This window comes from Streptomyces profundus (genome assembly GCF_020740535.1).
Lineage (GTDB): Bacteria > Actinomycetota > Actinomycetes > Streptomycetales > Streptomycetaceae > Streptomyces > Streptomyces profundus.
The window spans coordinates 6,707,342-6,726,532 of sequence record NZ_CP082362.1 but is presented as its reverse complement, the minus strand read 5'-3'; the positions used below and the strand labels follow the sequence as shown (position 1 = coordinate 6,726,532).

Genomic DNA, 19,191 nt, shown 5'->3' with positions numbered 1-19,191 from the left:
CCACCGGTGCGGGCTACCGGGGCTATTCGCAGTGCACCGGGCTTCAGCCCGGTGGTGAAGCGAATCTGAGAGTTGCTCTGGCCTCGGCTGTGTGTATGGATCCGCACTGTTCACCTCAGCCCTGGTCAGAGCGGCCGGTTCTGCTGCTCGATGTACTGCTTCACGATGCTGAGTGGTGCGCCGCCGGCGGAACCGGCGAAGTACGAGCCGGACCAGAGTCGTTGTGCTCGCCAGTAGTGGCGCACGAGGTCGGGGAACTCCTGGCGGAGGCGGCGCGAGGACACGCCTTTGAGGGAGTTCACCAGCCTGGACACGGCGACCTTGGGCGGGAAGTTCACGAGGAGGTGGACGTGGTTGGCCTCGCCGTTGAACTCGACCAGCTCGGCCTCGAAGTCCTCGCACACGGCGCGCATGATCTCCTCACACCGCGTCAGGTGTCGGTCGGCGAAGACGGAGTGCCGGTACTTCGTCACGAAAACCAAGTGGACATGCATGCGGAAGACACAGTGACGACCTGTTCGAATGTTCTCATCGATACCCATAAACCAACTGTGTATCATGATCCCCATGCAGCTTCGGTACAGCTTCCGCCTGTACCCGAGCACCGGTCAGCGCAGCGCGTTAGCGAGGGCGTTCGGGTGCGCGCGGGTGGTCTACAACGACGCGCTCCGCGCTCGCAAGACCGCCCGCAGCGAAGGCATGCCGTTCCCGAAGACCGGTGACCTGTCGAAGTCGCTGATCACCGAGGCCAAGAACACCCCGGAACGGGCCTGGCTCAGCGACGTGTCGGCGGTCGTCCTCCAGCAGTCCCTCCGCGACCTGGACACCGCGTACCGGAACTTCCTCGACGGGCTGGCGGGCAAGCGCCCGCGCATGGGCGCACCCCGGTACAAGTCCCGCAAGGACACGCGACATTCGGTCCGGTTCACCGCGAACGCCCGCTGGTCGATCACGACCGGCGGGAAGCTGCGCCTGCCGAAGATCGGCGACGTCAAGGTGAAGTGGTCGCGGACGCTGCCCTCCGTGCCCTCGACGGTGACGGTGGTCAAGGACAGCGCGTGCGGGTACTTCGCGAGCTTCGTCGTGGAGACCGGTCCGCAGGAAGTCCTTCCCGAGGTCGTGCCCGAGCTGGGCATCGATCTCGGGCTCGGGCACTTCGCGGTCCTCTCCGACGGGACGAAGGTCGACAGCCCGCGCTTCCTGCGCCGGGCCGAAAAGCGCCTGAAGAAGGCACAGCGGAACCTCTCCCGCAAGGAGAAGGGCTCCAGCAACCGGAACAAGGCCCGGCTGAAGGTCGCCCGCGCTCACGCGAAGGTGGCCGACGCGCGCCGCGAGTTCCACCACCAGCTCTCCACGAAGCTGATCCGCGAGAACCAAGCGGTCGCCGTGGAGGACCTGGCGGTGAAGGGACTCGCCCGCACGCGCCTGGCCAAGTCCGTCCACGACGCCGGATGGTCGGCGTTCGTGAACATGCTGGAGTACAAGGCCGCACGGTACGGGCGCACCTTCGTGGAGATCGGCCGCTTCGAGCCCACATCTCAGGTGTGCTCGCGGTGCGGCGTGAAGGACGGTCCGAAGCCGCTGCACGTCCGTGTGTGGACGTGTGGGGCGTGCGGGGCTGTCCTGGACCGGGACATCAACGCGGCGGTCAACGTCGCCAAGGCGGCCGGACTGGCCGTGACAGCCTGTGGAGCGCAGGTAAGACCGGGACCCGTCCCGGCACCGCGCAGCGAAGCAGGAACCCACCCGACACCACAGCCTCTGACGGCGCGGTAGGCGGGAATCGCCGCCCCTCAGGGCAGCGAGGATGTCAACTCGTGATGGTCGACCCGGAGGGAAGCGAGTTCTGCTTGGACTGAACGACGGGGAACCGCACCCCGGTGAGGTCTTCGGAGACGGCCCACAGCCGCTGCTGGACGGCTGCGTCGTACGACTGCGGACTGGAGGTGACCAGCCGGGGGTGGCCCTTGACCTCGTTGCGTCCGCCGGGGCCGTAGTACTGGCCGCCGAGCGCGGCGGGGTCGGTGGCGGCACGCAGGGTCGGCAGCGCGCCCATCGCGGGCGGCTGGGTGATCACCGGCGCGAGCCAGGTGAGCGGAAGCCGGACGGCGGCTGGGGTGTTGCGGGCCAGCTCGGTGCCGGACAGTCCAGGGTGCGCGGCCACCGCGACGGTCGTGCCGTGCGTGGCGAGCCGACGCTGCAACTCGTAGGTGAACATGAGGTTGGCCAGCTTGGACTGGCCATAGGCGGCGGCCCGGCTGTAGGACCGCTCCCACTGCAAGTCGTCGAAGTGGATCGCGGCCCGGATGCGGTGGCCGGTGCTGCTGACCGTCACCACGCGGGAGCCGGGCACCGGCAGCATCAGGTCCAGCAGCAGTCCGGTGAGCGCGAAGTGGCCGAGGTGGTTGGTGCCGAACTGCGTCTCGAAGCCGTCCCGGGTGGTCTGCTTCGGGGTGTACATCACGCCGGCGTTGTTGATCAGCAGGTCGAGCCGGGCGTGCCGGGACCGCAGCGCCGCCGCCGCGGTGCGGACGGAGTCGAGCGAGGTCAGATCCAGGGCCTGCACGGTCACGTCGCCCGTCATGCGGGCCGCGGCCCGCTCGCCCTTCTCGACGTCGCGCACGGCGAGCACCACGGACGCCCCGCGCTCGGCGAGCGCCTTGGCCGTCTCGTACCCGAGTCCGGTGTTGGCCCCGGTCACGACGGCCACCCGCCCGCTCTGGTCCGGGATGTTCGCCGTCGTCCACTTCTCACTCATGTCGGACTCCCAAAGCCAACTAAGTACCGAAGGTATCTTGCATCCACGACGTTAAAGTACTCCCGGTACATTGTCAACGTACCGCAGGTACGCAAGCTAGGCTGGCGCTCGTGACTTTCCAGCGGGCGCGAACCGAAGAGCAGCGCGAGATCCGCAGAAGGGCGATCCTCGACGCGGCGTCGGCGATGCTCGACGAGATGCCCGTGGCCGCGGTCACCCTGAACGAGCTCAGCCGCCGGGTGGGCCTGGCGAAGCCGAACGTGCTGCGCTATTTCGAGTCCCGCGAGGCGGTGCTGCTGGAACTGCTGGACCACTTCCTGCGGGAGTGGTTGACGGAACTGGCAGGCGAGTTGGCCGGCATCGACGAAGACCTGCCCATGACCGAGCGCGCGGCAGCGGTGGCCGAGACCCTCAGCCGCTCACTCTCCGACCGAATGGTGATGTGCGACCTCTTCGGCGCACAGAGCGGCGTCCTGGAACACAACGTCTCCGTCGAGGTCGTCGCACGCTACAAGCGCGCCTCCCTGGAGCGTCTGACGACCATGACCGCCCTGCTCCGGAAGCACCTGCCGGAGCTGGGCGAGAACGCGACACTGTTCAGCCTTCAGACCATGCTCACGGCCGGCGCACTGCCGGCGTACGGCACTCCCCCGCCCAGCCTGCGGGCGGCCTACCAGGCCGAGCCCGACCTGGCCCGCTTCCACCTGGAGCTGGAGGACTACTTGCGGCAGGCCCTGACCGCGACCCTCCTGGGCGTGCTGCCCCGTAGCTGACCTGCCCCGGCATCTCTCACGCCCGGACGGCGGGACCCCGGGCTCGCCGCAAGGGGAAGCGCCCGAACACGATGCGATCGAGGACACGCGGTCGGTGGCAGCGCAGCGGGTGCGTGACCTGACGGGCTGGGGGCGGGGCAGCGCACTGGGTCCACGGCGGGGCGGAACGGGCAGAACGGACACGAGTCTTCGGTTCGATGGGGCAGACCCGGATGCGCCGCGCTGTGCCGAACGCAGGTCTCGTCCCCGTTTTGGTGGCTGTCGTGTAGCCGCTTCCGGCTCCCGCGGTGGTCAGACGGCGAAGACTCGCTCCGCCTGATCGCGGTGGGTGTGCAGGCCCCTTCCATGGCAGCCCGTCGCGATACGACGGGACCCCGCCAGGAATGCGGCGGCACTTGGTACCCCAACAGTTTGATGGAGCTGGGCGTAGCCAAATTTGGCTAGCGCGCCCGAGGCGGAGTACGCTTCACCCAGTAGTCAAATTTGACTATTCAGGCGGACGGGGCGCGATGAAGCCGGTACGACTTCTGGTCCTGGGAGCCCTACGCAGGGGCGGTCGCGCACACGGCTATCAGATTCGCGCGGATCTGGAGTCCTGGGGCGCGCACGAGTGGTCCACCGCCACATCGGGTTCGGTGTATCACGCGCTCAGGAGCATGGCCGGACAGGGCCTGCTGGCGGCGACGTCCGATGCGGATCCCTCGGTCGCCGGCGGCCCGCCGAGGATCGAGTACGAGCTCACGGAAAAGGGCGAGCAGGAGTACCTCAGCCTCCTGCGTCGGGCCTTGGCCGACCGCGAGCCGAGGCTGGACGTCCTGTGTGCCGCGGTGGGCCTCATCGAGGACCTGCCCCGGGGGCAGGCCCTACAGGTCCTGCGCACCCGAGCCGACGCGATGCGCGACTGGCGCACCAGCATCACCGCACACCTGCCCGCGGACACGGAGCTGGCCGCCTGGGGCCCGGTGGGCGAGGTCATCTCGCTGTGGCTGGCGACCGCCGATGCCGGCGCCCGGTGGACCGGGCGGCTGATCCACCGTCTGGAAGAGGGCGCGTTCAGCATGGCCGGCGAGCCTGGCTCCCCCACCCGCCGCCCCGCACAGCCGGCCGCGTAGCAGCCGCGAGCATCGGCGGAACCTTCCCTTCGAGACGGAGCGATGTCATGGCCCACGAGATAACCGTCCCGCTGCTTCCGTGCGGATCCATCGACGAGATCGTCGAGTTCTACACCATGCTCGGCTTCACCCAGACCTACTACCAGGTCCGCCCGTACCCGTGCGTGGGCCTGCGGCGAGAAGACCTCCAGTTGCAGTTCTTCGGCCTGCCGGACTTCAGGCCCGAGGACTCCTACGGCAGTTGTGTGGTCATCGTGCCGGACACCCAACAGCTCTTCGAGGCGTTCGCCGCGGGCATGCGCGCGGTCCATGGCAAGCTCCTGGTCTCCGGGATCCCGCGGATGACCCGCCCGCGGAAACGCAAGAACGCCGACAACTACTCCGGGTTCACGGTCATCGACCCCGGCGGGAACTGGATCCGGATCTTCCGGTCCCCGGGTACCGGCGGCATCGGTGCGCCCGCGGTCGGCAAGCTGGCCAGGGCGCTGGAGAACGCCGTCGTGCTCGGCGACTCCAAGGGCGACAATCAGCAGGCGGCGAAGATCCTGGACGCCACGCTGGCCCGGGAGCAGGATTGCGCACCGGCCGCCGAACTGGTCGAGGCGTTGGCCTACCGCGCCGAACTCGCCATCCGCGCCGACGACACCACCGCCGCGGTCGACGCCCTCACCCGCGCCCGCGCCGTCCCCCTCACCGAAGCCGAACGCGGCGAACTCGCCACACACTTGGCCGGCCTCGAAGACCTGGAGGCCGTCGTCGGACTCGCGCCCTAGGTGTGCTGTTCGGACAGGTGGGTGGGGGAGGGCGAGCAGGACACCCGTCCCGGGCGTCTCCTGGTCGCAGGACGCGCCCATGTTCGTACCACCCCGCCCCAGCTCCGATGTCCCCAGCGCCCCCACATGGGAGAGACAGAACGAGAGCACCTGGGTTCGCCGGGAACGAGAGCACCATCTCTTTCGACTACTACTGCGAAACCGGTCGAACATCGGCCAGTCCTGTCCGAAGCAGAGGTGGTGCGCGATGGCGACCGAACCCGAGACGCGCGAGGATGACGAGAGCCGTACGGCCGACGCCGGCCCGGAGCCACCCCGCTCCAAGCGAACGTCCCCGCGCCCCCTCCTGCTGCGACTGCACTTCTACGCGGGGCTCCTGGTGGCCCCCTTCCTGTTTGTCGCGGCGTTCTCCGGGATGCTCTACGCCGCCTCCATCCAGGTCGAGAAGTTCGTCTACGACCACGAACTGAACGTTCCGGTCGGCGAGGAGCACCTCCCGATCGACGAACAGATAGCGGCGGCACGAGCCGAGTTCCCGGAGCGGACCGTCAACGCGGTGCGCCCGGCGTCCGAAGAGGGGACAACGACCCGCGTGCTGCTGGACGCCCCGGAGTTGGGTCCCAGCCAGCAACTCGCCATCTTCGTCGACCCCTACACAGCCGAGGTCAGGGGCGATCTGGCGGCCTACGGGTCCTCCAGCGCTCTTCCGTTCCGCTGGTGGATCGACGAACTCCACCGCAACCTGCACCTGGGCGAGTTCGGCCGCCACTACAGCGAACTCGCCGCCAGTTGGCTGGGCGTGATAGCTCTGGTCGGAATCGTGCTGTGGATCGGTCAACGCCGCACCCGGCGCAGGGTACGCCGAACGCTGCTACCCGAACGCGGACTCAAGGGGCGCAGGGCAACGCTCACCTGGCACGGCACGATCGGCCTGTGGGTCGCACTCGTCCTGTGCTTCCTCTCCGTCACGGGGCTGACCTGGTCCCAGCACGCCGGCGAACACATCACCCAACTCCGCGGTGAGATGTCCTGGCAGACCCCGGCCGTCGACACCTCCCCGCCCGGTGCCGGCGACAGCTCCGGCCACTCCACCCACGGCGGCCGGGACGACGGCGAGGACCACGGGGACCACGGCGAGCACTCCGAGCACGGGGACCACTCCGAGCACGGCGCGCACGGGCAGGACGAGGCGCACAGCCAGGAGATCACCGCGGGCCAGGCGCTGGAGAGTGGCCGGTCCGTCGGGCTGCGCGACCCCGTCGAGATCGTCTACCCGACCGAACCGGGCGCCGCCTTCGCCGTCAAGGAGGTCCAGGCCCAGTGGCCCACACAGGTGGACGCTGTCGCCGTCGACCCCACCACCGGCGAGATCACCGACACCGTCCGCTTCGACGACTACAGCGTCGTCGCCAAGCTCGCCCGCTGGGGCGTCGATGGGCACATGGGCCTGCTCTTCGGCCTTCCCAACCAGTTGGTGCTGATCGGCGTCGCGCTCTCCCTGATGACCCTGATCGTGCTGGGCTACCGCATGTGGTGGCTGCGCCGCCCCACCCGTGGCGGCGCCCTGACCTGGGGACGTCCACCCCGACGCGGGGCCTGGCGCGGTGCGCCATGGGCCGTGTTGCTTCCGCTGCTCGCGGTCGCCGCCGTGCTCGGCTGGTACGTTCCGCTGCTCGGCCTCTCGCTGCTGGCGTTCCTGACCGTCGACGCCGCCCTCGGGCTACTCCACCACCGCCGGGGAGCCGCCAGGAAGCCGGCGCCGGCCGAGGCCGGGGAATCGGCCACTGCGGAAGGGGAACGCCCCGGCGGACCATAGATCCGGACACGTTCGGCGCCGGCCAATCGGCCGCCCAGGTGGTGCGGGGCGATCGCCCCCCACCACCGCGAACACACCGCACTCAACGGCCACCCGCCCGCCACCTGCGTCCCCACGTTCTTGCGCAGCTCGCTCCTTGGCCTCGGTCCCAGTCCCGCACGAACGGTTGAATCACCCTGGGGCTCCCCTCATCGCCCGGCTATGCCCGCAGGGCTCGTTGCGCGGTTCACCACGGCCCGAGCAGATCCCATGACGTACGGACACCGCCATCGACTGCGCCCTCGACGCCTCCACGAGCCGAGAGTGAGGCGACGCGAAGCCCAGGCGCTCGTCGTCCGCGGACGGGGTGCGTGACGTCTCCGCAGGTCCCGAGCCTCGGCTGATCCGACCTCGTGGTCACCGTTCAGCGAGGCTCCCAGCCCGTGTCCGGCAGGCCGTGGAACGCGAGCACGGCGGCCCGTTGCTCCGCCACCGTGACGACGTCCTCGTACGCGGCCGGGGCGAAGATGTCCACGTACTCCTGGTTCACCTGCCGCTCCCCCGGGGTGAAGGTGTACACGTACCTTCCTCCCGTCATCTGGCTCTCCAGACCGGAGGGGGTGACATCGCCCCGTGCACCCTGGCAGCACAGCAGGAGTCCGTCCCGCTCCAACTCCTTGCGGAGTTCGGTCAGGCAGACGAAGAGGTTGCTTCCCTCGTACGTTTCGTCGCCGCCGGCCGCACGGTGCAGGGTGATGGCGTAGGGCGGCTGATCTGAGTGAGTCAGGCGCACGGTCTCCCGCCGGCCATCGGGCCCTGCCGCCTTGATGGAGACCTGTTCGGTCATCTCCGCCCTCCAAAGTTGGGGTTCTCCCTGTAGTTGCCGGAGGGGTCCCACGCACCGGCGATCTCCGACGGATCGAGGTTCCGCGGATACGCGTGCTCCCGCTCGTGACCGCTTGGGTTGTCCGGCAACCTGGCGTTGACGTCGACTCCGGCGTCGTTCGCGCGAATATCGTAGATGTATCTGTCAGAACCGCGAGCCCGGTCCTGCGCGTGCCCGAGGGAATCCGTGGTACCCACGTACCCGGACTCGGGATAGTACTGACCGCCCAGGCCGGCGACGTGCTCCTCCAAGTTCATGTTGTCGCCCCGCGGTTCGAAACCGCGGTCGAAGATCTCTTCCGTGGGTCGGGTGTCGGTGCGGTACCGCTGATAGGGGGCGAGGCCGAGGGGGTCGGACCGGGTGTGCGGGTTGGTCACGTACGCCCGAGGGTTGGGCGCGGGGGCCAGGCCGAGCGGGTCGTCGGACAGGTAACCGCCGGTCTCCGGGTCGTAGTACCGGTTGACGTTGTAGTGGAGTCCCGTCTCGTGGTCGAAGTACTGGCCGGGGAAACGCAGCGGGGTGTAGGCGCGGCTGTGGGAGGGCCAGGTGGTAACTCCCCAGACCGTGCTTCGGGACCGCCACGCCACTTGTCCCGTTTCGTCAACGAGCTCGGTTGGCGCGCCCACCAGGTCCGTGACGATCGCGAAGAAGCGAGCGTCGATCTCCTCGCCCGTCGCCTGATCGACGCGACGCTCCGTCTGGGCGAGCGGCTGAGTGCCGTCGTGGTCCCAGGTGAGGATCACCGGATGGGCCAGAGCACTCCCGGTCGTCGTCTGCTCGGCAACTGTCCCGCCGTCCCACGCGTACCGCGTCTCCTCGACAACGGCGGTCCCGTCGGCCGCCATTCGCTGCTTGGCGATCCGTCGGCCGAACGGGTCGTAACGGTAGCGCCACACCGTGCCGTCCGGGGTGGTCACGGTGGTGAGTCGGTCCTCCGCGTCCCATGTGTAGCGCCACACGTCCGGCTTGCGGGAGAGGCGAGTCCTGCGGCGTGTGGTGATGCGGCCGGCGGCATCGTATTCGTAGGCCACCGACCCGGCTCGGACCGGGCGCGTCCCGGCGTGGACGCGCTCACCTCGTGCGTCGGCCCCGGCATGGTTCGCCGGCCAGCTCGCACGCATCTGGTTGCCGACGGCGTCGTAGGCGTACGTCTCACTCCAGTTCCGCGCGTCCACCTCGACCACGCGGGCCGCGTCGTCGAGGGCGAATTGACTGGTCCCACGGAGGTGGTCGTCGACGCCGAGCAGTTGGCCGTCGTTTCGGTAGGCGTACGCGCGATGCTGCACGAGGCCACCCGCCGCGGTGACGGACTGCTCGGAGAGCCGTCCCGCCGGGTCCCAGACCTGGCTCATGGTGAGGGCTTCACCGACGAGGCGGGAGACCTCGCGGCCGGCCGCGTCGTGGGTGAAGGACAGGGTGCGGCCGGCGGTCGTCAGGGAAGTCCTGCGCCCGGCCGCGTCGTAGGCGTACCACGCGCTCGCGCCGCTCGGCATGTCCCTGGACAGGCGGTGCCCGGCCGCGTCGTAGGTGAACGACACCGTTTCGCCGTCGACGGTCTCGGCGACCACCCTGCCCAGGCCGTCATGTTCGCGAAGCACTTCGCAGCCCGCGCCGCTGGCCCGCACCATGCGGCCCACCGCGTCGTGTTCGTACTCCGTGCTCGCGCCGTCGACGGACTTGGTGACGATCCGGCCGGAGACGTCGTACTGGAAGAGGATGGTCTGGCCCAGCGGGTTGACGCGCGACGTCATCCTGCCCAGAGCGTCACGGCCGTAGTTCATCCGTCGACCGTCGAAGTCCGTCTCGGCGATTAGCCGGCCGGCCGGATCGTAGGCATAGTCCCAGGTCAGATCGTGGGGATTGGTGACCTGCGTGAGCCGAAGGGCGGGGTCGTAGGCGAACGTGTACCGCACGCCATCCGGTCCGGTGCGCGCCGCCAACAGATCGAAGTGCGTGAACTCGTAGGTGGTGACTCCGCCGTGGGCGTCCGTGTGGCGGACGCAGTTGCCCTCGCCGTCATAGTCCCACGTCTGTTCGGCGCCGTCCGGACCCACGCTTCGCGCGATGCGGCCCTCCGCCGTCCACGACTGCCGGGACACGCCGCCGAGTGGGTCGGTGACCTCAACGATGCGACCGAACGCATCGTGGCGGCGGGTGACGCGGTTGGCCAGGGGATCGACGATCTCCTCCGGCAGGCCAGCGGCGTTGCAGCGGACCAGGGTTGTCGCGCCGAGCGGGTCGGTCACGGAGGTCAGCCGACCGTTCGCGTCGAAGGTGTGTCTGGTGGTGGCCCCCGTCGGATCAATCAGCGCCGTGCAGTTGCCTCGCGTGTCGTACTCACGCTGCCAAGTGGAGCCGTCGGCCTGAATGATGCTGGTCGGCTTCGCCGACGCGTCGTACGCGCAGTGGATCGACGCTCCGTCGGGGCGCGTCACGAGGAGCGGCTGCCCTGTCGGGGCGTTCTCGTAGCGGGTGGTGCGCCCCAACGCGTCCGTCCAGGACGTGAGGTGATGATGGCTGTCGTACTCGGCGCGGGTGACGGCGCCGTTCGGGTCGATGATCGCGATGACCTGGAACCGGTCGTTGATCACATACCGGGTGACGGCCCCCTCGGCAGTGGTGAGTGCGGTGATCCGCGTACCGGGCCAGGCTGAATCGGTGCCCTCGTAGTCGACGGTGACGGTGACGTGGCCCGCCTCGCCGCCCTCGGCGACACAGCGGTCCTGGTCGTCGTAGGTGTACCCGTAGCCACACCCGTTGGTGTCGGTCCACGACGTCACCCGGAGGCGCTCGTCGTAGACGAAGCGGAAGGGCACCTCGCTGGACGTGAATACCTCGACGAGGTTCCCGTCCTTGTAGCCGTAACGCTTGATCTGTGCTTCCGTGCCATCCGGGTCCACGTCAGCGAGGCGCAGGGCGGTGACCCGTCCCTCCTCGGTGGTGAGCTCCAGGTGGTAGCCGCCGGAGTGCCGGATGGCCAGCGGCGCTCCGTGGGCGTCGTAGTCAAAGTCGACGTGGTTCCCGTTGCGGTCGGATACCCGCTGGAGCAGGGCGAACCCGGCCTCGTCGGGTGGTGCGAAAGAACGGGTGTGCCCCGTGATGGGGTTGTTGAGCTGGTAGCCCTCATCCGCCGACCGGGACAGCGGCCAACGCGGCCCCGTGGCCGGCAGGACGGGCTCGTCGAAGCGGCTCGGGTGTGGGTAGGCCAGCAGCATGCCGTCCTCGGTGACGAGGACGATGCCTTCCTCGTCGAGTTCCAGCCGTTGGTCCACGGTGGAGGACCAGGACGGGCCGAACCAACGACCGGAGCGGTAGCCGGACTCCAGCCTGCGAGTGAAGGCGAACGGCAGCGTGCCTGGCAAGTCCACATCCGTCAGCGGCAGGTACATCTTGCCGGTGGCCAGGTCGATCGGGTCCGTACCACCGCTGTGGAACGCGTTCCGCATACGGGAGTACGCCTGGTCCATCCCGTCGGTGAGCATGCTCCGGCCGCGGCCGGCCAGGCCACGCACTCCTTGCGCCATACCGCGCAGCCCCGACCGGGCCAGGCCGCGCACACCGGCGGCCAAGCCGCCGAGGGTGGTAAGGCCCTTCATCCCCGGGATGCAGTCGAGGGCGGCGAACGCGACATCGAGCAGTCCGGCTTCGCCTCTCGCGAACTTGATCAGTGTGTCGGCGAGGACGACGAGGGCCGCAGCGAAGACCACCCACGCGAGAGGGCCACCGATGATCATGACAACGACACCGAGTACGGCGACGATGACCTTGCAGATCTCGACGAGGGTGTCCCAGTTGTCGGTCACCCACTTGATGGCCTTCTCCCACCACCGCCGGTTCTGGATACCGGCATCGGATGCCTCGTCGATGTCGCCGGTGCACTCCCGTGCCGCCTCCTCGCGCATCTCCTGCGCGTCCTGGGCGAGTTGGCGGGCGGCGGACAGCCGCTCCTCCGCGTCGTTCACCCGGCCCCGGGCCGCCCCGGCCGCCGCCTCGGCGGCCTGGTGGTCACGGGTCGCCGTACGGACATCGTCCTCGTCCGGCGGCTCGATGTCCTCCCGCTCCCCCTCGCGCTGCAACCGTTCGGCCTCGTCCCCGGCGCGACCCACCCAGTCCTCGGCGTCGTCTAACGCCGACTGCGCGGCGGCGAGGTCGGCCTGCGCCGAGATCGCCCGGTCCAACGCGCGGTCCGCCATGCCCTGCGCGGTCTGGAGCTTCGGCCAGTAGGTCTGGAGCGCCTGCGAGCAGAGGGAGTAACTCTCCTCCAACTTGGTCAGGTTTCCCGGCACACCATCGAACTCGGCACGGAAGGCGTCCGCCGACAATCCCGCCCAGTCCAATACCGCACGCTCCGAGGCCAAACCTCGGATCTTCCCCAGCGCCTCGCCGACATCGTCGGCGAACTCCCGCAACTCATCCGCCAACTCGCGGACCTCGTCAGGGTCACCCGGCGTCGGATCCCGGTCCATGTCCACCGGACTCCAGTCGGACGCACGCGCCATGCCCACCCCCAGGCCGAAGACTACGGAGCATCGTAGGAAGCGCGGACACACAGCGTCAAAGGCGATAACTTTCCGTCCAGACGGTTCGTTTGATCGGGCCGGCACTCGGTAGGGCCGTCAGCCGCCGAGACGCGGGTGAGCAACCTTCTCGCCTACTCCGTCCAGGCATCTTCACGTCACTCGGCCGTACTTTCTTCGCTCCCTAAGGACCCTTCACCACCTCGCCCGCCTTTCGCCGGCGCCCTATCGGGGGCGCTGTCCTGCGCAGCCTCGGCGAAGCTTGCTCCCCAGACGCTGGCAGCGGCTCAACGTTCACCGGAACAGAGACGCGGCCCTCTGGCGCCAGGCAGTCGCTGAGCCCTCAACCAACCTGTCTGCCTCCCCAACGGCTTTGCCCTATCACTCCACGGCGAACCGTGTCTGCCCGGTCAGGGCGTGGGCGTGGTGGTCGTGTCGGGCCTCGGGCACTTCCGGAAGCCCCAGCTGAGCTTGGGTTCTTCTGTGGTCAGGGCGTTCTCGTAGGCGCTGTGTGAGCAGCCGCGTGGACAGCGGGTGTGATCTCGCCCCCGCTGCCGCCGGGGATGGACAGCCCGATCCGGTCGGCCGCGGCTCTGCCGGGTGCGATGCCGTCCTCGTGGTCGCCTCGCGCTGGTGGTGGGCGAGCCGGTCGGGATACCGCTCCGCCGGCATACGTCCCACGCGGGGCCTTCGCCCGCGCGCCGCGCGTTCCCCTCAGGGGCGCGCCGTCTGACCAGGGCTGGGGGTCGGGACGGCGTCGGGGAGGAAGGATCCCTTGTCCAGGATGCCGTCGATGGCCTGCCCGTCGGCCGTGGTGAACCGGCCGTGGGCGGGGGTGACGCCCAGGGCCTCCGCGAGGGCCAGGAGCTTGGTGTCCGTCAACGCTTCGATGAGGACGCCGAGTTCCGCCGCCGCGCGGCGGGCGGCTGCCCAGGCCGAGAGGTACAGCGCTCCTCCCGCCACCGCGGCCGGCCACCACAGGACGCCCAGTGCCAGATAGCCAAGGGCCCACGCGGAGCGCACCGCGGCGGCCGTGTAGCGGTCCCACGTGGCCTGAAGGGGCGCGCGCTCGTTGTCGTCGCACAGTTGCCACAGCCGGGGCCACGCGCGGACCAGTAGGACGCCGTACTGGGCCGCCACGCGCCGCTCCGCGAGCAGCAGGTGGTCTCCGATCCGGGTCGCCCGTTCGGGCAGATAGCGCGTGGGGACGTGGTGGCCCGGCGGCGCCTCGCGTTCGGCCCGGCGGACGCGCCGGCGGCGGAGCGGCGCCAGGAGCGCCTGGCTCAGCCGGCCGCGTCCCAGCCACCACCGGGCGATGAGGCGGCCGAGTTCCGTGGCTGCCGCGGCCGAGGCCACGGCGAGGAGGGTCATCAGCGCGGCCAGGACCAACCGGTGTGCGGTGTGCGTCAACCAGCGGGGCGGGGTCTGGTCCAGCCGGTCGCCGAGCACGGTCGGGTCCAGGGCGTGGGCCGCGCCGACCGGGTGCAGCCACCAGGACAGCGCCAGGGTCAGTGCGAACACCACTCCGGGCAGCGCCAGCAGGGTCACCCATCGCTCGGCGAACTTGGTGCCAAGGCTGTTGAGAACGCCGTCCATGTGTCGTCGCCCGCCTAGGGGTCAAGCCGGTAGGTGGTCGCCCGCAGCGGCTGGTCGTCCAGGTGGCACCATGGCTCGCTCGCGTCCTCGGCCCGCGCGCGCGGCGGACAGGCCGAGCGCGGGCAGTGGAAGCGTTGCCCGATCGGTGCCCTGTCCCACGCCTCCCGCAGCGGCACCTCGCCGGCGTGCCGCAGCGTGCCCTGGTCGGAGAGCAGCAGCGCGTCCAGCGCCTCGGCGACGGGGCGGCCCTCCCTGACGGCCGTCACCCGGGCCTCCAACTCCCGTCGCCAGCCGTGCAGATCCGCTTGGGCGCGCAACTGCGGCAGCCGCTCGCAGAACCAGGCATGGGCCAGCGCGGGGTCCTTGGGCGGGGTACCGGGGCCGGTACCGGGCGGCGACGGCGGTGGTGCGGTGGGTTCGGCACGGCGTGGACGTCGCCGGAAGATCGGGGACATGCGTCAAGTGTGCCCGTGCGCAGGCGAGTTCAGGGTCCGATATGCACAAACGGCGCCCAGCGCGCGGGGTCTCCTGGGGCCGCCGCGCGCAGGCGGCGTTGTGCCTGGTGAAGCGCCTCGGCCGGGGTGTGGCCCTCGGTCTGGAGGTAGCCGTAGAAGTCGTCGGCCACCGCCGGCCCGTCCGAGCTGACGATGTCCCACAGGGTGCCGATCACATGGGGGAAACCGCTGATGTGGACGGCGGCGGGGCGCTCCCGCCAGGCCGCGAGTCCACGGCGGATGTCCGCGCGCCGCTGCTTGAGGACGGCAACGATCAGCAGCAGCAGACCGACCACGGCGAGCGAGTGGATCGGCAGGACGTGCCCCGGAGTCGTCACGGTGCTGAGCGCGCCGCCGTCCGGGTCCCGGTACAGCTCGAAACGGGTGGCGGGGCGCTGGTCGAGCCACCAGCCCCAGGCCACGAGACCTGTTCCCCCGGCGACCGCCAGGCCACGCAACCATGCCATGAGGGCAGTATGGCCAGGGCGGCGGTCGCGCGTCACGGCCGTCGGGTGGCGCGGGGGGCCGTGACAGGAGGGGCAACTGCCGGCGCCGCGAGGCCGGTTGGCCCTATCGCGACCGCCAACCCCGAGCGGCGGCATCCGACCGGGCCCTGGCCCCGCGGAGGATGACCATCGCCCCCACGGCCGACAGCAGCGCGGCAGCCGGGAAACCGATCCACAGCCACGGCGTCCCGAAGAAGCTGAGGGCGAGCAGCAGCGGGATGTGGACGGCCAGGATCGATCCCACGGAGATCACCAGGGAGGGGCGGGCCCACCCGCGGGCCTGGAAGTAGGTGGCGACCAGTGCCGTGATCCCGGTGAACGGATAGCCGAGGGCGATGAGACGCATCACCTCGGCGGTCCTCTCCGCCGTGCCGGGGTCGTCGGTGAAGGCGGCGGCCAGTGGATCGGCCGCGATCAGCAGCAGGAGCGCGGCGGCCGTTCCGTAGAGCACGGTGGCCCGGAGCGCGAGGACCCGGGTGCGTTCGGCCCTGGCGGCCAGGCCGCGGCCGGTGTTGTAGCCGATGAGGGGCTGCATGCCCTGGGCGATGCCGGTCTGGGGCATGAGGACGAAGGTGGTGACGCGCACGGAGGTGGCGTACGCGGCGAGGGCCACCGGATCGCCGAGCGCGGCCAGCCGGTTGTTGGCGATGAACATGACGAGGGTGGCGCCGAGGCCGGCGAGGAAGGACGGGGTGCCCACGGCCACCAGCTCCCGCAGGGTCGGGCCGTGCGGGCGCAGGTCGGCGAGGGTGATGCGGTAGGGGCGGTCGCGCTGGAGGAAGAAGAACCACAGGCTGAGTCCCATGGAGACCGCCTGGCCGCCGATGGTGCCGAAGGCGGCGCCGCGCACGCCCCAGCCAAGGCCGAAGATCAGCAGCGGGTCGAGCACGATCTGGCACAGGACCGGAAGGACCCACAGCAGGGTCGAGAACCGCAGCCGCCCCTCGGCCCGTACCAGGCTGGAGAATCCGGTCGCGGTGATCGAACCGGCCAGCACGATCAGCGCGTAGTCGTGGGCGTGTTCGCGGATCTCCCCCCTGGCGCCCAGCAGGGTGAGGAGCGGGTCGAGCAGCAGCAGGCCGAGGACGGTGATGGCGATGGCCGCCGTCCAGTAGACGAGGAAGGTGTTGCCGGCCGCCCGGGCGGCCCTGCGGGGATCCCCGCCGCCCAGGCTCCGCGAGACGATCGACGCGCCGCCGACCCCGACCGTGGTGGAGACCGCGCCGAGGAGCAACAGGACGGGCGCCACGATGTTCACCGCCACCAACGCCTCGGGCCCCACCCCCCGGGCGACGAACCAGGCATTGGTCAGGGCGTAGATGCCGTAGGTGGCGACCGACATGGTGGTGTGGACGCTGGTGCTCCACAGCAGTCGTCCGATCGGCCGGGTGCCGAGCGCCGCCGTGTGGTCGCGCCCTCCGGCGCGCTCCGCTCCGCCGGTCCCTCGCGCGGGCGGGCTCGGGCGGGCGGCGGCTTCTTCGCCCACGCCCATCAGCGTGCTTCGGGGTCGCGGCCGAACTGGGCCATCAGCAGGTCGAGTTGTTCGCGGCCGAAGTCGTAGGTCGCCGTGTCCTGGTGACCGCGGTACCTGGTCTCGACGACCATGATGACGGCGAGGTAGAGGGAGTACAGCCGCCGGCGTACGCGCTGGGGCGTGGACAGCTCCCCGATCCCGTATCCCGCCATGAAGTCAGTGGGGTCTCCGAACACGGGCAGGTCGATGCCGGTGAAGCCGGCCTCCATCAGCGGATCTCCGTAGACGGCCCGCTCGTGATCGAGGATCGCGACGATCTGACCGTCCTTGATCATCGAGTTCTTGGTCCAGAGGTCCAGCTCGACAAACCGCGGCTCGGTCACCTCGTCGAGCGCGCTCGCGTTCTCCGCGAGCACGGCGCGGATCTCGTCGTAGCTCCAGCCGATGTCGACGTTGACGCGCGCGCCGTCCAGGAGGGTGTCCTCGATCATCTGGCCGAAGGCGGCCCGCCAGGTCGGCGAACCCGGGCCCCGCAGCGGCCCGAAGTGCGGGCCCACGATCGAGTTGAGCTCCCGGTTGAGCGCGCCCAGCTGTCGGCCGGCCGCGATGACGACCTCGTCCGAGAGCCGTCCCGCCGCCGTGGCGAGACCGAAGTTGTCCGCGTCGACGTACGCCATGAAGAAGTAGTCCGCGTCGACCAGTTCCCGGGAGAGATCGGCGTGGTCCACCCGGGGTATCGGCACCTCCGTGTGGTCGCGGACCAGCGACATGGCGGCAAGCTCGGTACGCATCATGTCGTGCTCGCGGGTCAGTACGGCCACGTCGGCGGGTGGCGCGATCTTCAGTACCGCCTGTCGCCCGTCGCGGAGCCGGATCCGATACGCCACGTTGAACCAGCCATGCGTGATCTCCTCGGCGAAGTCGTCGCCTTCGGGTGTCCGCGCGATCCCGTAGGCGCGCTCGATCATGGCCCGCAGGGTCCGGGGCGACTGCCGGTTCTTGGTGATGCTCTCGGTTACGGCCTTCACGGGTGTTCCTCCGGGGGCGGGACGGATCAGCCCGGCGGTGACCTCGTGCCGCGTCAGCCGGGGTTGGCCCCGACTGACACGGCACTGGCTCGTCTCCCAACGGGCGGCCGGACGCGTCACACCGTATGGCGGGATGGCGTTCCAGAGGTATGAGAGCGTTCCCATCTCTGGCGGGCCGGCTCAGTGTGCCGGCGGGCCGGTCAGTGCTCGCCGCAGCTCTCCCTCAGCAGCACCCGCACCGGCACCCGAAGGTCCTGCCGTGGCAGCGTCGGATCGGCCAGACAGGCGCGCAGGACGTCCACCGCGAGCCGCCCCAGATCCGCCATCGGCTGCTCGACCGTGGTCAGGCGCGGCGAGGAGGTGCGCGCGCCGTCGATTCCGTCGAAGCCCGTGACCACCACCTCCCCCGGCACGTCGACCCCCTCGGCGTTGAACACGTCCAGGAAGCCGAGGGCGGTCTCGTCGTTGGCACACACCAGCGCCCCGGGCAGCGGCACGCCGCCCTTCCGGCGATCCGCCACGAGCCGCCGGGCCAGCGATCGCCCCTTCGCCCGCGTGAAGTCACCGCGCAGCGCCGGTTCCTGGGGCGCCGGCAGGCCCACCGCCCGCAGGGCCGCGCGGAAGCCACGGAAGCGGTCGACGTCGTCGGAGGTGTTCACCCGGCCGGCCACATACCGAACGTCGTGGATCCCGTGCGTCCGGACGAGATGCTCGACCAGGACCTGCACTCCTCGTGCGTTCTCGACACCGACATGGTCGTACCCGCCGGCCGGTCGCGGCCCGGCGAGGAGGACGACGGGCAGCCGGTGCGCCACATGCTCGATGAGCCGGTCCGACAGCGTCTCGGCGACCACGATCAGCCCGTCGACCCGCCCCGCGAGGTCACGCGTCCGCGCCGCCGCCTGCGGTGGTCGGGCGACCACCACGGTCAACGCGTACCCGGCCTGCCAGGCCGCGAACTCGGCGCCTCGGACCACCTCGCCGAAGTACAGGCTGCCCCACGAGGGGCCACCGGGTACGTGCGCGTCGTCGGTGACCACCTCCACGCCGGATCCGGTCCGTACCGCCACCCGCAGGTCGGCCGCCGGCCCCACGTCGGGCAGGCACAGGCCCAGCATCCCCGTCCGGCGCGCCACCAACTCCCGGGCGGGGCCGGAGGGCACATAGCCCAGGTCCTCGATCGCCCTCTCCACCAGCAGCCGGGTATCGCGCGCCACATATCCCGTGCCGCTGACCACTCGTGACACCGTGGACACGGAGACACCGGCGCGTCTGGACACATCCCGCATGGTGGCGGCCCTGACCGGAGAGGTGACACCAGGAGGAGCACCCCCAGCCGATGGTCCGCCCGGCCGGCTCGCCGTGAACCTTCCCGAACGCGCCACGTGTACGAGCGTACAGGTGACAGGTGAGGACCATCCCCGCGAGTGCCGAGGGGCATGGCCAGGACAGGCGGCGAGCGCGTCGTCCGCACCCTGG

General features: G+C 70.2%; 15 protein-coding genes. 5 read left to right on the top strand and 10 right to left on the bottom strand.

Translation table 11 applies throughout. The features are described from left to right. Nucleotides 1-125: 125 nt before the first annotated feature. A complete protein-coding gene (gene tnpA / locus K4G22_RS28205; RefSeq protein WP_228080575.1) occupies nt 126-542 on the bottom strand; it encodes an IS200/IS605 family transposase in 417 nt (138 codons plus the stop codon). Nucleotides 543-567: 25 nt separating this feature from the next. Here tnpA and K4G22_RS28200 point away from each other — a divergent pair, with 25 nt between their 5' ends. Continuing rightward, entirely contained in the window at nt 568-1,776 is a 1,209-nt protein-coding gene (locus tag K4G22_RS28200; RefSeq protein WP_228084248.1) for an RNA-guided endonuclease InsQ/TnpB family protein, read from the top strand. Between the two features lie 34 nt (nt 1,777-1,810). Here the strand turns inward: K4G22_RS28200 and K4G22_RS28195 are convergent, their stop codons facing one another. Further along, entirely contained in the window at nt 1,811-2,758 is a 948-nt protein-coding gene (locus K4G22_RS28195; protein ID WP_228083291.1) for an SDR family NAD(P)-dependent oxidoreductase, read from the bottom strand. A 110-nt stretch (nt 2,759-2,868) separates the two neighbouring features. Here K4G22_RS28195 and K4G22_RS28190 point away from each other — a divergent pair, with 110 nt between their 5' ends. The 4 genes from K4G22_RS28190 (at nt 2,869) to K4G22_RS28175 (ending at nt 7,232) form a co-directional block, all read left to right on the top strand. Further along, complete coding sequence (locus K4G22_RS28190; protein ID WP_228083290.1) at nt 2,869-3,531, top strand: TetR/AcrR family transcriptional regulator; 663 nt, start codon at nt 2,869-2,871, stop codon at nt 3,529-3,531. 383 nt (nt 3,532-3,914) lie between these two features. Next, complete coding sequence (locus K4G22_RS28185; protein WP_322785142.1) at nt 3,915-4,643, top strand: PadR family transcriptional regulator; 729 nt, start codon at nt 3,915-3,917, stop codon at nt 4,641-4,643. Between the two features lie 47 nt (nt 4,644-4,690). Continuing rightward, complete coding sequence (locus K4G22_RS28180) at nt 4,691-5,416, top strand: VOC family protein (RefSeq protein ID WP_228083288.1); 726 nt, start codon at nt 4,691-4,693, stop codon at nt 5,414-5,416. Between the two features lie 247 nt (nt 5,417-5,663). Further along, entirely contained in the window at nt 5,664-7,232 is a 1,569-nt protein-coding gene (locus tag K4G22_RS28175) for a PepSY-associated TM helix domain-containing protein (RefSeq protein ID WP_228083287.1), read from the top strand. A gap of 403 nt (nt 7,233-7,635) precedes the next feature. Here K4G22_RS28175 and K4G22_RS28170 read toward each other — a convergent pair whose 3' ends face one another. The 8 genes from K4G22_RS28170 to K4G22_RS28135 form a co-directional block, all read right to left on the bottom strand. After that, nucleotides 7,636-8,058, bottom strand: a complete 423-nt coding sequence (locus K4G22_RS28170) for a hypothetical protein (RefSeq protein ID WP_228083286.1) — start codon at nt 8,056-8,058, stop codon at nt 7,636-7,638. After that, complete coding sequence (locus K4G22_RS28165) at nt 8,055-12,596, bottom strand: DUF6531 domain-containing protein (RefSeq protein WP_228083285.1); 4,542 nt, start codon at nt 12,594-12,596, stop codon at nt 8,055-8,057. Before K4G22_RS28165 ends, K4G22_RS28170 begins: the two co-directional genes overlap by 4 nt. 732 nt (nt 12,597-13,328) lie before the next feature. After that, a complete protein-coding gene (locus tag K4G22_RS28160) occupies nt 13,329-14,210 on the bottom strand; it encodes a hypothetical protein (RefSeq protein ID WP_228083284.1) in 882 nt (293 codons plus the stop codon). A gap of 14 nt (nt 14,211-14,224) precedes the next feature. Then, nucleotides 14,225-14,665, bottom strand: coding sequence for a hypothetical protein (locus tag K4G22_RS28155; protein ID WP_228083283.1), 441 nt, complete (start codon nt 14,663-14,665; stop codon nt 14,225-14,227). Nucleotides 14,666-14,694: 29 nt separating this feature from the next. Next, nucleotides 14,695-15,171: a CHAT domain-containing protein gene (locus tag K4G22_RS28150; protein WP_228083282.1), complete on the bottom strand. Its 477-nt coding sequence runs from the start codon at nt 15,169-15,171 to the stop codon at nt 14,695-14,697. A gap of 103 nt (nt 15,172-15,274) precedes the next feature. Next, nucleotides 15,275-16,696, bottom strand: coding sequence for an MATE family efflux transporter (locus K4G22_RS28145; protein ID WP_228083281.1), 1,422 nt, complete (start codon nt 16,694-16,696; stop codon nt 15,275-15,277). 5 nt (nt 16,697-16,701) lie between these two features. Next, a complete protein-coding gene (locus tag K4G22_RS28140) occupies nt 16,702-17,712 on the bottom strand; it encodes a phosphotransferase family protein (protein WP_228083280.1) in 1,011 nt (336 codons plus the stop codon). A gap of 200 nt (nt 17,713-17,912) precedes the next feature. After that, complete coding sequence (locus K4G22_RS28135; RefSeq protein WP_228083279.1) at nt 17,913-19,001, bottom strand: LacI family DNA-binding transcriptional regulator; 1,089 nt, start codon at nt 18,999-19,001, stop codon at nt 17,913-17,915. Nucleotides 19,002-19,191 lie beyond the last annotated feature (190 nt).

Excerpts from the sequence above, each read along its gene's own strand:
- K4G22_RS28155 (WP_228083283.1), bottom strand. The coding sequence starts at position 14,665 with ATGTCCCCGATCTTCCGGCGACGTCCACGCCGTGCCGAACCCACCGCA.
- K4G22_RS28185 (WP_322785142.1), top strand. The coding sequence starts at position 3,915 with ATGCGGCGGCACTTGGTACCCCAACAGTTTGATGGAGCTGGGCGTAGC.
- K4G22_RS28170 (WP_228083286.1), bottom strand. The coding sequence starts at position 8,058 with ATGACCGAACAGGTCTCCATCAAGGCGGCAGGGCCCGATGGCCGGCGG.
- K4G22_RS28200 (WP_228084248.1), top strand. The coding sequence starts at position 568 with ATGCAGCTTCGGTACAGCTTCCGCCTGTACCCGAGCACCGGTCAGCGC.
- K4G22_RS28160 (WP_228083284.1), bottom strand. The coding sequence starts at position 14,210 with ATGGACGGCGTTCTCAACAGCCTTGGCACCAAGTTCGCCGAGCGATGG.
- K4G22_RS28165 (WP_228083285.1), bottom strand. The coding sequence starts at position 12,596 with ATGGCGCGTGCGTCCGACTGGAGTCCGGTGGACATGGACCGGGATCCG.
- K4G22_RS28180 (WP_228083288.1), top strand. The coding sequence starts at position 4,691 with ATGGCCCACGAGATAACCGTCCCGCTGCTTCCGTGCGGATCCATCGAC.
- K4G22_RS28175 (WP_228083287.1), top strand. The coding sequence starts at position 5,664 with ATGGCGACCGAACCCGAGACGCGCGAGGATGACGAGAGCCGTACGGCC.
- K4G22_RS28135 (WP_228083279.1), bottom strand. The coding sequence starts at position 19,001 with ATGCGGGATGTGTCCAGACGCGCCGGTGTCTCCGTGTCCACGGTGTCA.
- K4G22_RS28195 (WP_228083291.1), bottom strand. The coding sequence starts at position 2,758 with ATGAGTGAGAAGTGGACGACGGCGAACATCCCGGACCAGAGCGGGCGG.
- tnpA (WP_228080575.1), bottom strand. The coding sequence starts at position 542 with ATGGGTATCGATGAGAACATTCGAACAGGTCGTCACTGTGTCTTCCGC.
- K4G22_RS28150 (WP_228083282.1), bottom strand. The coding sequence starts at position 15,171 with ATGGCATGGTTGCGTGGCCTGGCGGTCGCCGGGGGAACAGGTCTCGTG.